The sequence below is a fragment of the Fischerella sp. genome (genome assembly GCF_013388695.1).
Lineage (GTDB): Bacteria > Cyanobacteriota > Cyanobacteriia > Cyanobacteriales > Nostocaceae > PCC9605.
Window position 1 is genome coordinate 1 of the sequence record NZ_JACAEU010000180.1, and the last position, 11,764, is coordinate 11,764.

The window sequence follows — 11,764 nt, forward strand, 5'->3', positions numbered from 1 at the left end:
AAACAATACTTCCACACTTGGTGATGTTGCTTCTTTTACAACATATTGAACGCCTTAGAGAACTAGCACTTAGTCAAGGAATTGACATTCAAGTTTCCAGGTGCAAGATCTGAGTTACCCTTGTATTTGTTCGCCTAAACGCTGTTCTAATATGTCTAATAAAGTATCTACATCTTTTCCAATTTGTTCAAAACAAGTTGGTGGTGCTGGTTGCGGTTCAAAATGAATTAATTTAATTTGGTCTTTGCCAATGCCTATCATTACAACTTCGACTTCGGGTTGATAATGTTCTACAATTCCTAAAACTTCCTGAAGTCTATTCTCGACACTACTATTTAATTTTTCGATTGCCTCTTTTGGGCAATAAACAAAGTGCGGTTTTGGTTGCAAAGCAATGCCGATAGTACCCTTTCTATCTTCATTTTCTAACCACAAACCCCAAGACAGCGCTGCCAGTTCTTGCTGATGTGCTTTCACAAATTGATCTAATTGCCGACGCCATTTGTTATCTGGTGATTCTGGTTGGGTATTACCGAACATCATATCAATTTTGGATTTTAGATTTGAGATTTGGGATTGAAGGTTTCTTTGTTGTTATGAAAGAATAATCTCACCTATAGACGCAAAAGTACAAAGTATTTCTTGTGGTGCGGACATCTTGTCCGCCATTTGTTCACCTCAAACCCGACTGTACGCGCCAGAGGCTAGCATATACTCCGTTTTGCTCTAGCAATTCTTCATGGGTTCCAAATTCAACAAATTGCCCGTATTCCATGACATAGATACGATCGGCATTGCGGATGGTAGAAAGACGGTGAGCGATCGCGATCGTTGTTCTATTGACGGTAATCCGTTCTAGCGATCGCTGAATGGCTGCTTCTGTTTCATTATCCACTGCCGAGGTGGCTTCATCTAGAATTAAAATGGGTGGATTTTTTAATACGGCGCGGGCGATCGCAATTCGTTGGCGCTGTCCGCCAGATAACTTTTGCCCCCGTTCTCCAACAATTGTCTCATAACCTTGGGGCAAGCACGTAATAAATTCGTGTGCTTCAGCAATCTTAGCAGCCACAATAATTTGTTCTTCTGTGGCATCAAATGTTCCGTAGGCGATATTTTCTGCTACAGTACCATGAAATAAGAATACATCCTGACTGACCAAGCCCATGCAGCGGCGCAAATCTTGTAAATTTAACTCTTGAATATCAATACCATCCAAAGTAATTTTTCCTGATTGCACTTCGTAAAACCGCAATTCAAAGCGCCATTCATATCCAAAGTAGATGTATATGATGTAACTGTGCAAAAATACGAGATACCTGCTCAAAGTGCTACAAAAGATCTGCAAGAACTATCAGCTAAATTCGCCATAAATTTTCGTATTGATCCACAACAAGTAGTTGAGATTAGGAGAAAACAAGGAAGTTTAGAGAATATCGTTGCCAAAATTATTGCTCCCCAAACTCAGGAATCTTTCAAAATTGCAGCTGCTCGAAGGACTGTAGAAGAGTCAATTACAAGAAGAAATGACCTCAAGGAAGATTTTGATACGGCACTAAGTCAACGCTTAGAAAAATATGGAATAATAGTTTTAGATACGAGCGTAATTGACTTAACTTTTTCTCCAGAATTTGCACGAGCTGTAGAGGAAAAACAAATTGCTGAACAAAGAGCGCAAAGAGCAGTATATGTAGCGCAAGAAGCCGAACAAGAAGCACAGGCAGATATTAATCGTGCCAAGGGAAAAGCAGAAGCTCAAAGGCTTTTAGCAGAAACATTAAAAGCCCAAGGAGGGCAGTTAGTTTTGCAAAAGGAAGCGATTGAAGCTTGGAAAAGTGGGGGTGCCCAAATGCCAAAAGTTCTCGTCATGGGAAAAGATGCACAAAGTAGTGTTCCCTTCCTTTTCAATCTGAGTAATATACAAGGCTCAAGTCCAGATTGAAATTGTAAACAAAACCAAACCTATCTGAACAACAAAGCATACATCCAGTAGATAATAAACCGATATATGTCAAGTAGAAATCAAACTAATCTCACCATTGCCGAAGCCAAAAAAATCCTTAATAAATTCAATTGTGTAGACATTGCACCAAAAATTAAGACATCAGAAAAAACTTTAATTCGTGAGGCTTTACTGATGCTTGCCAAGCTTTCTGATTACCAGATTTTAGGTATTTGCGCTGACACAGAGGCAGAAGGAATGCTGGCAATGAAAACTTATTCTCTCGCCTTAGGATATGAACCACCAAGTAATTTACCTGTAATCGATGGTTCTGTTTATATCAAGTTAAACGGCAAAAATGGTGTTTGTCATATCGATTCTTATTCAGGTCATCATCGGGGTGTACTAGTATCTTGTCAGTCATACTCCCCAGAGGGAATTAACGAAATGTACGGTCATTTACCTCTAGATTTATTTGTTTAATATACTAGGGTGTAAATTTCAATATTGAATTTTCTTTGTGCCTTGGTGTCTTGGTGGTTCATAAAATTTATTTTTTCACCACCAAGACACTAAGACACCAAGTTAATCACATAAAAATTATGAGTCTTATTACACTACAATCAGTTAAAAAAGATTTTGGCATCAAAGAAATTCTCAAAGATGCCAGTTTTAGTCTAGATGCTACTGATAAAGTTGGTTTAATTGGCACTAACGGTTCTGGTAAATCAACATTATTAAAAATGATTGCCGGACTAGAACCGATTGATGGAGGTCAAATTTTAGTTAATTCTGGCGCTAAGATTGTATACTTGCCTCAACAGCCAGATTTAGACGAAAATCACACAGTTTTAGAGCAAGTATTTGCTGACAGTGGTGAAAAAATGGCTTTGGTGCGTGAGTATGAAGAAATATCCGATAAACTCGCTCACTATCCAGAAGATAATCAGCTGATGTCCCGCCTTTCTGTGGTGATGCAGCGTATGGATGCAATAGGTGCTTGGGAACTGGAAACTAAGGCCAAAATAATTCTTTCCAAATTAGGAATTATAGATTTTGATGCTACTATCAAAACTTTATCTGGAGGTTATCGCAAACGTATTGCCTTAGCTACAGCTTTGCTATCAGAACCAGATTTATTGCTCATGGATGAGCCGACAAACCATCTAGATGCAAATTCTGTGGAGTGGTTGCAAAGTTATTTAAACCGTTATCGCGGCGCACTCTTGCTCATTACTCACGATCGCTACTTTTTAGATCGCGTCACCAACGGTATTATTGAAATCGATAGAGGTGACATTTATACTTACTCTGGTAACTATTCATACTACCTGGAAAAAAAGACCCAAGCCGAAGAATCCGCTATTAGCAGTCAGCGCAAATTTCAAGGAGTATTGCGGCGCGAGTTGGAATGGTTAAAAAGAGGGCCAAAAGCCAGAAGTACTAAGCAAAAAGCTAGAATAGAACGCATTCGCGATATGCAAGCGACGGAGTTTAAACAAGCTCAGGGTAAAGTCGATATTTCAACACCTAGTCGTCGCATCGGTAAAAAAGTGATTGAACTCAATCACATCTCTAAAGCATACAACGAACGCAGTTTAATCAAGGATTTTACCTACGAATTTAATCCAGAAGATCGTATTGGTATTATCGGCGGTAACGGTGCAGGTAAATCTACTTTAATGGATATTATCACTGGGCGCGTGCAGCCAGATACAGGTAGTGTGGAAATCGGTACAACGATTCATATTGGCTATTTTGACCAGCATTCTGAAGAATTACTGACTGCGTTAAACGAAAATCAGCGCGTGATTGACTATATCAAAGAAGAAGGAGAATACGTCAAAATTGCCGACGGTACGCAAATTACTGCTTCCCAAATGTTGGAGCGATTTTTATTTCCAGGAAATCAGCAATATGCTCCTATTCATAAACTTTCTGGTGGTGAAAAACGGCGCTTATTTTTGTTGCGTATTCTCATGAGTGCGCCTAATGTTTTGATATTAGATGAACCGACAAATGATTTAGATGTACAGACGTTAGCAGTGTTGGAAGAATATTTAGAAGAATTTAACGGCTGTATAATTGTAGTTTCCCACGATCGTTATTTTCTTGACCGCACTGTAGATACAATCTTTGCTCTTGAAGAAGAAGGAAATATTCGACAGTATCCTGGTAATTACTCTGTGTATCTTGACTACAAAAAAGCTGAAGAAGAAAAGCAACAAGAATCTACTAATACAAAGGAAAAGACGAAAAACGTAGAGATGTTCCCTGCAACGTCTATACCTAAAGAACCTCAAAAGAAAAAGCGCCTATCGACTTGGGAAAGGCGGGAGTTTGAGCAGTTGGAAGATAAAATTGCTCAATTAGAAGCTGAGAAAGCAGAAGCAGAAAAAGCAATGGCGAATGTTCCAGCAGGAAATTACACCCAAGTCCAAAAACTCTACGAACAGGTGGAAACGCTGAAGCAAGCAATTGATACGGCGACAGAGCGATGGTTAGAATTAGCTGAGATTGAGTCTTAAAAATCGCCATTTTCCAGTAAGGGTGCAAAAGAGTATCAAAATCTCTGTTTCTCTTCTTGTTTACCCTTTTTCTCGCCTTATTTATACTTTACACGACAGGGATATTAATGCTGCCATAAATATTCAGAGATGAAGGTTTACGACTTTGGCGGGAGGGCATCTCGCTACCGCTTCTGGATAACCTGTAAGACCATCTAAAGGTACTGCTTTTAGAGGCAACGTTGGGTGAAGGAAGAATCCTCATACCTAATGGTCGAGGAGTTGCCAACAATGTTCTATCGCCTTTCCTCAGTAATCATACTGGAAAAAGTTTTTTGTGACCTGAAATACATTGATTTTGAGAAATATTGGATTTAAAATCTGCATTAGTACAATGTATACTGAAAGGCTAAGATGTCAATAATATAACAAATAAATGCTACAATAGTTAACAAATGCTGCGGATGTGTAATTTAGGTTAACTATTGAATAGAAATTCTCTCAGAATGAGTAGAATGGCATATACGATCGCTGAAAAACTATTCTACGGAATTAGTTACCCTAGAATTGTAAACCTGATTATTAGTCCTCAGATATTCATTTTTTATGCTCCTGAGGCAAATTAAACAATACCAAACCCAATTCTTAACAAAGAGCTCCCACAAATCATAATGCCAGTGACTGAGAAAAAAAGAACTCGCGATTTGCCCCAAATTAATGAAAGAATTCGCTTCCCGAAAATTCGGGTCATTGATACTGATGGAACCCAACTGGGAATTCTGTCCCCGCAGGAAGCGCTGCAACTAGCAGAGGAAAAAGAGCTGGATCTAGTGCTGCTCAGTGACAAGGCTGACCCCCCGGTTTGTCGGATTATGGACTATGGGAAGTACAAATTTGAGCAGGAGAAGAAAGCGCGGGAAGCCAGGAAGAAGCAGCACACAGCTGATGTTAAAGAAGTGAAGATGCGCTACAAGATAGAAGAACATGACTACAACGTGCGCGTTAAGCAAGCAGAACGTTTTCTCAAAGATGGCGATAAAGTGAAAGCTACTGTGATGTTCAGAGGTCGAGAAATACAGCACAGCGATCTAGCAGAAGATTTGCTCAAGCGCATGGCTGCGGATCTAGAAGCAGTTGCGGAAGTACAGCAAGCACCCAAAAAAGAAGGACGAAACATGATGATGCTCCTTTCGCCGAAGAAGTAATTGATTTGGTTAGTAGTTAGTGGAAAAAACCAACTACTAACTACTAACTACTAACCATCAACAAATTAAAATCCAAAATGATAGTCCTGAGTGCTGAGTGGGAAAAATAATACTCAGTTGCTCAGGATTTTTGCTGTTTCCAGGAATGGAGTCAACAATACTGGTCATGCAGAACTGAGCAACTAATTTGTGTTGTTTGTTGTTTGTTGTTTGTTGTTTGGAATACAGTTACCAACCAACGACCAACTACTAACTACCAACAAATTAAACGTGTAGCACAGAAAACTGCATGGAACTGAAAAATTACTGGGCTGCTCCAAAAAGAAGCATTCTGTCGCAATTACTCAAGTGGGTAAATCTCCGACCGGAGGAAAGCGATCGCACTTGGTTGATGTTCGCTTTTTATACTATAACCTCAGTAGGATTGCGCTGGTCAGAAGACTCTGCGGTGGCACTGTTTTTGGATGAGTACGGGGCTAAATCCTTACCTTGGATTTATATCGCCAGTGCAATCATAGGTGCAGTCTTAGTAATTTTATATTCTTGGCTGCAAAAGATTTTTCCCTTGCGGCGGGTAATTGTGGCGATCGCGCCATGCATGTTTGTGCCATTACTTTTATTGCGTCTGGGTTTGCACGTTTCCTACCTAGCAGTACCTATGATATTTTTGCTGCGATTATGGGTAGATGCATTTTACACGATCAACGACCTCAACACCTCGATCGTTGCCAACCAACTTTTCAACATTCGGGAGATTAAACGCGCCTACCCACTCATCAGCAGTGGCGTTTTAGTTGCTGATGTCCTCAGCGGCTTTAGTTTGCCTTTTCTGCTGCTATTCGTCGGGCTAGATAACGTAATTATGCCCATCGCTGGTATATTTATCGCCTTGGGAGCGGGCATTCTTTTGTATCTCAGTCAAAATTATCCGCAGGCTTTCCCAGATGTTCCTCAAAAAGAAATAGAAGAAACACAATACTCTCAAAAACGCCGCCTTTTTGGCCCACTGAAGCGTTACGCCTGGTTATTGTTTGCCTTTTTTGCTCTCTTGCAAGCAATGGGAGTGTTAATAGATTTTCAATATCTTAGCCAGCTAAAGTCTAATTTTCAGGGTAAAGATATTGCTAGCTTCTTGGGTATATTAGGTGGAATTACGGGAGTATGCGAGCTAGGAATGCAGTTATTTATCTCCAGTCGCGCTCTCGAACGCTTTGGAGTGTTTGTTACTGCTGCAACTTTACCAGTTACCGTAGGCATTTTAATGCCCCTAACGATTCCCCTGTTAGGATTGTTGCCTTTGGGCTATTCCGGCAATCTTTTATGGGGTTTAGTTATTCTCAAATTCTTAGACGAACTTCTGCGTTACACCTTTGTTGTCAGTAGCGGGCCTCTGCTTTTCCAACCAATCCCCGATAAAATTCGCAGCTACATCCAGTCATTATCGGGAGGTGTTGCCGATGCCTTCGGTGCTGGAACAGCAGGTGTAGCGATTTTAGTTACCTTGTGGTTGGGAAGGCGACTTCTACCCATGCCCATACATGACTCGCTCATGGTAGTAGAAACAGTGGCCGTAGCTGTGTGCTGTTTGGGAGTGATTTGGTTTTTGCGATCGCACTACGTTAATCTGTTAGTTTTGAGCGCAGGACAGGGACAACTAAGTGGTACAGATGTAGATTTGCGTGCATTCAAGCAGGCAGTCGTTAAAGCTTTAGGAGAAAAAGGTAGCGAACCAGATAAACGTTCTTGTATTGAGCTTTTATCTCAAATTGACCCCCAAGGTGCAACAGAAGTGCTAGCACCTCTGTTAGTCAAACTACCCCCTTCATTGCAAAAAACTAGTTTGGAAGTGATGCTGATGTTGGGTGTAAATCCTGCTTATTTACTGGAAGTCCGGGCTTTGTTAGAACTACCCCAACACCGTGTTACCCCAGAAGTTTTTGCCCTAGCCCTACGCTACGTTTGGTTGGCTGAATCAGATCCAGATGTCAGCCAATTAGAACAGTACCTACAACAGGATCAACACTCAATTATTCGCGCTACAGCTGCTGCATTATTGTTGCGTGAAGGAACGCCGATGCAAAAAGTAGCTGCTACCAAAACCTTGCGGCGGATGCTCACTCATCAACAAGAAAGGGAACGGGTAAATGCCGTAAAAGCCCTCAGAGAAGCAGTTTATTTACAGGCGCTACGAATTCATATCCCGAATTTGTTGCAGGATGAGTCCTTGCGCGTGCGTTTTGCAGTATTAGAAATGATTGCGGCAACTCATTTAGAAGAGTACTACCCAGCCTTACTAGCAGGGCTTTACTACAAGTCAACCCGAAATGCAGCTATGCAAGCCTTAGTAAGACTAGAGAATGAAGCCCTACCAATGCTAGTTGACTTAGCTACCAATATTTATAAACCAGAAGTAGTGCGGATGTATGCTTGGCGTACCATTAGTCAAGTCCCCACTTTAGAAGCAATGGATATTTTATGGCAGCATTTAGAAACTTCTCGGGCTACTAACAGAGATTATATTCTCCGCGCCTTATTGAAAAGGCTGCAAAAAGAAGGAATTATCGGTTCGGTGGATCGGTATTATGAAATGAGGGTGAAAACTTTAATTGCACAGGAATTATGCTTTTTAGGTGAAATTTATGCTGCTTATATAGACTTCCAAACTCAAGCCGACACTTACGGTCAATATATAGATTTAAAAACACAAGAAACTTTAGATACATATCATTCAGGTATTAGAATTTTTGCCGTTTTATCATTACTACAGCGGGCAATTCTAGAATTAGAAATCGATATAAAAGAACGATTATTGCTACTACTACAGCTACTTTATCCTATAGATAAAATTCAGGCAGCAGTATTCAATCTGCGGTCTGATTCAATAGTAAATTTAGCACGAGGATTAGAAATTTTAGAACATACAGTGAATTTACATAATAAATCCTTGTTGCTGAATATTTTAGATCGGCGATCGCCAGCAGAAAAACTGCAATATCTATTAGCGGCAGATATAACAAAATATGAGCAAATGGCAGTCAGCGAACGTACCCGTCGTTTATTAATACAAGGACATTTACTTTCTGATTGGTGCTTAGCTTGCTGTTTTCATTTTGCTCAAGTTGCCCGTATCCGACTGACAACCGAACAGGTTTTAGCAAGCCTGCATCATCCTACTGGTTTCGTAAGAGAAGCAGCGATCGCATATTTGAGTACAGTATCACCCCGCATCCTTTTCAAAATTCTTCCCCAATTGCAAAAAGATCCTAATTCGCTTGTGGCTGCTCAAGTGAAAGAGTTGATGGAGAAGCATCAAGTTAGTAGATAGTGGTTAGTAGATAGTGGTTAGTGGTTGGTGGTTAGTAGGAAAGGAAGAATGGAAAAATCTAATTTTGAAGATTTACAAATTTTCCAATTGGCTGAAAAATTGGCAGACATCATTTGGCATATTGTTATACACTGGAATTTTTTTGAGAAAGATACAGTAGGTAAGCAAATTATCCGTGCTACTGATAGTATTGGTGCGAATATAGCAGAAGGTGCTGGACGCCATAATTTTCAAGATAATCAAAGATTTGTAAAAATTGCCAGAGGTTCTTTACATGAAACTAGGTACTGGTTAAAACGAGCGTACACTCGTAAATTATTGACGAATGAACAATTAGATAGACTTGAACCTATTATTAATGACTTATCACCTAAGCTAAACGCATATCTCAAATATGTTGACAAAGCTGCCAAAACACAAAAACAAAATTATTAATTACCACTAACTACTAACCACTAACTACTAACCACTAACCTTAGATTATGCTATCCACCGTTGAGCGTTTACTATTTGTCCGGAGAGTACCAATTTTTAAAGAATTACGTGATGATTTTATCGTCCGATTAGCTTCTGTAATGGATGAGTTATCGTTTCCCAACAATTACACTATTTTTAAAGAAGGCGATGAAGGGCGCTCGCTCTACATTGTTGTTTCCGGTAAAGTCAAAGTTCATATCGGCAATCAACAATTAGCAGTGTTTCCTAAGGGTGAATCTTTCGGGGAAATGGCTGTATTTGATGCTCAACCGCGTTCTGCCTCGGCAACAACTTTAGAACCTTGTGAATGTTTAGAATTGACACAAGAACAGCTTTACGAAGCAATTGACGAAACTCCGGAAATTGCCGTAAATATTATTGGTATTCTATCTCGCCGGATTCGGGAACTGAATGAGAAAATCAATGCCATTAGAGTAAAAAATTAGACCACTAACTACTGTGTATGTGCAATCAGTTTTCTTTTGCTCAGGGTAATGATGGTTTTGAAACCCGGCATTTTCCCGTTTGAATTTTTCCCGGTGTGACATTTTCCTAATTCTTGTATTAGTGGGATAGGTTGATAGTTAGGCGACCAAATGGATTTTTCTTGGTGTCTTTGTGTCTTGGTGAGACCAGCCCCCGTCTTGGCTTGGTGCTTTTAGGGGGGACTGGCGAACCTGAAGGGTGGTGAAAAAAGAATGATTGATATCAATTCCGGTTGCGTCAGAATGATAAAGGTTTTGTTTTTGGCCACCAGTGGAAACATGCGATCGCTTTAACCCTCTTGTGTCACTATCGCGGTAGTATAATAATGTACAAAGCCTAGAACGAAGACACAGAACATGGTAGAGCCTCGTTCACCCATAAAAACCGTCAAGTTTGTGGATGAATATTGCTTGTGGTATCAAAATCTGTTTTCAGATGTTAGGAATTTTGAAGCATTTAAGTATCTGCATATAGGATGTATTTCTGATTTAAAACGGAAAAGTCTACCGGAAATAGCGAAAATTGTTGGGCTAGATAACTATCAAGGACTACATCATTTTTTAACTACATTATCTTGGGACGTAGAAGAGCTAAGAACCTTGAGATTAGAGCTAATTTTAGAGGTCTTAAAAGGAAGACCGATCATTTTAATAGAGACCCCGCCCTTAAGGACGGGGACTTATGAAACAGGAGATAAAAAGAAAGGTAATACAACAGATTATGTAAAACGGCAGTATATAGGCAATTTGGGCAAAGTAGAGAATGGAGTTGTGGCAGTTACAGCCTATGGTGTGTTCTGTGGGATGACATTACCACTACTGTTTGAAGTGTACAAACCACGAGAGAAGTTAAAGCCAGGAGATAAATATCTAACCAAGCCTCAAATCGGGGCAATGCTAATACGAAAGTTACAGTCGATGGGTTTTAAATTCAACTTGGTACTAGCTGATAGCTTATATGGCGAAAGCGGCACAAATTTCATATCTGTATTAGATGAACTAGATTTAAATTATTTAGTAGCAATCCGCTCAAACCATTCTGTAGACTTGCTTAAGGGACAGTATACTCAATACTTAAAGTGGCAGAAATTTAAAAGAGTATTCTCTGACTTAAGCAGTGAAAATAGATTTATTAGAGAAATAATACACGGACAACGTGGAAAACATAGATATTGGCAAATTACCACAGATATAGAGAACTTACCTGGAAACTCTACCTGGTATGTTATGAGTAAATACCCAGACATTACACCAAGAGAGGTTGGCAATTTCTATGGCTTAAGAACATGGGTGGAATATGGCTTAAAGCAGAGTAAGAATGAATTAGGTTGGGCGGATTATCGCTTTACTCGCTATGAAGATATTGAACGATGGTGGGAGATTGTATGTAGTGCCTACCTCATGGTTAGTCTTCATTCAGAATCTCTGCGTCCTTCTCCCCCTCCTCAATCAACGTTGGCTTCTCACCCCTGCTGGGATAATGGTAAAGGTTGGAAGAATATTCTCAACAATCTGCGTTTAGTTATTCAACCTTTTATCTTATTTAACCTCATATATCCTTGGTTAACAGTTTTTCCTATTCCTCAACTGTCTTTGGGTTTTTCTAAGCTTCAATCCATCGTTTATAGGCTCACTTCTCCAATTTTTATCTTCCTAACTCACCCTGAATTCTATTTTTCCTCTGCCTAAAGTGACACAACAGGGTTATGAAGAGGAGGCTTTTGTGTGGAGTATAAGTCCTGGCATCGAGCTATTTTGGCGGTCGGCAACCCGACAACTATCGTCGCCGCAGCAGCGTTTCACAACTGAGTTCGGGATGGGTT

At 40.0% G+C, this 11,764-nt stretch carries 8 protein-coding genes and 2 pseudogenes; 8 read left to right on the top strand and 2 right to left on the bottom strand.

Features of this window, described 5'->3' with window-relative positions; all coding sequences use genetic code 11:
• Positions 1-114: 114 nt before the first annotated feature.
• Together HXY43_RS24425 and HXY43_RS24430 are read right to left on the bottom strand one after the other, a co-directional pair.
• Positions 115-543, bottom strand: a complete 429-nt coding sequence (locus HXY43_RS24425; RefSeq protein WP_290889054.1) for a hypothetical protein — start codon at positions 541-543, stop codon at positions 115-117.
• Positions 544-673: 130 nt separating this feature from the next.
• Positions 674-1,255, bottom strand: a pseudogene (locus tag HXY43_RS24430) (ABC transporter ATP-binding protein); the annotation flags it as partial.
• A gap of 9 nt (positions 1,256-1,264) precedes the next feature.
• On the opposite strand from HXY43_RS24430, the pseudogene HXY43_RS24435 reads away from it, so the two are divergent.
• From HXY43_RS24435 to HXY43_RS24470, 8 genes and pseudogenes are all read left to right on the top strand, one after another.
• Positions 1,265-1,942, top strand: a pseudogene (locus tag HXY43_RS24435) (prohibitin family protein); the annotation flags it as partial.
• A gap of 66 nt (positions 1,943-2,008) precedes the next feature.
• Positions 2,009-2,425, top strand: coding sequence for a DUF1824 family protein (locus tag HXY43_RS24440; RefSeq protein WP_026735722.1), 417 nt, complete (start codon positions 2,009-2,011; stop codon positions 2,423-2,425).
• 119 nt (positions 2,426-2,544) lie between these two features.
• Positions 2,545-4,470 (top strand): ABC-F family ATP-binding cassette domain-containing protein, encoded by a 1,926-nt coding sequence (locus HXY43_RS24445; RefSeq protein ID WP_290889061.1) that lies wholly within the window; start codon positions 2,545-2,547, stop codon positions 4,468-4,470.
• 650 nt (positions 4,471-5,120) lie between these two features.
• On the top strand, positions 5,121-5,654 hold the full coding sequence (gene infC, locus HXY43_RS24450; RefSeq protein ID WP_026735720.1) for a translation initiation factor IF-3: 534 nt from the start codon (positions 5,121-5,123) through the stop codon (positions 5,652-5,654).
• 289 nt (positions 5,655-5,943) lie between these two features.
• Entirely contained in the window at positions 5,944-8,979 is a 3,036-nt protein-coding gene (locus HXY43_RS24455) for an MFS transporter (protein WP_290889065.1), read from the top strand.
• Between the two features lie 48 nt (positions 8,980-9,027).
• On the top strand, positions 9,028-9,414 hold the full coding sequence (locus HXY43_RS24460; RefSeq protein WP_290889068.1) for a four helix bundle protein: 387 nt from the start codon (positions 9,028-9,030) through the stop codon (positions 9,412-9,414).
• A 47-nt stretch (positions 9,415-9,461) separates the two neighbouring features.
• Positions 9,462-9,902, top strand: a complete 441-nt coding sequence (locus HXY43_RS24465; protein ID WP_026735718.1) for a Crp/Fnr family transcriptional regulator — start codon at positions 9,462-9,464, stop codon at positions 9,900-9,902.
• 396 nt (positions 9,903-10,298) lie between these two features.
• Entirely contained in the window at positions 10,299-11,630 is a 1,332-nt protein-coding gene (locus HXY43_RS24470; RefSeq protein WP_290889073.1) for an IS701 family transposase, read from the top strand.
• The last annotated feature ends 134 nt before the right edge of the window (positions 11,631-11,764 follow it).

Coding starts and splice junctions, on each gene's coding strand:
- HXY43_RS24425 (WP_290889054.1), bottom strand. CDS start 543: ATGATGTTCGGTAATACCCAACCAGAATCACCAGATAACAAATGGCGT.
- HXY43_RS24440 (WP_026735722.1), top strand. CDS start 2,009: ATGTCAAGTAGAAATCAAACTAATCTCACCATTGCCGAAGCCAAAAAA.
- HXY43_RS24445 (WP_290889061.1), top strand. CDS start 2,545: ATGAGTCTTATTACACTACAATCAGTTAAAAAAGATTTTGGCATCAAA.
- infC (WP_026735720.1), top strand. CDS start 5,121: ATGCCAGTGACTGAGAAAAAAAGAACTCGCGATTTGCCCCAAATTAAT.
- HXY43_RS24455 (WP_290889065.1), top strand. CDS start 5,944: ATGGAACTGAAAAATTACTGGGCTGCTCCAAAAAGAAGCATTCTGTCG.
- HXY43_RS24460 (WP_290889068.1), top strand. CDS start 9,028: ATGGAAAAATCTAATTTTGAAGATTTACAAATTTTCCAATTGGCTGAA.
- HXY43_RS24465 (WP_026735718.1), top strand. CDS start 9,462: ATGCTATCCACCGTTGAGCGTTTACTATTTGTCCGGAGAGTACCAATT.
- HXY43_RS24470 (WP_290889073.1), top strand. CDS start 10,299: ATGGTAGAGCCTCGTTCACCCATAAAAACCGTCAAGTTTGTGGATGAA.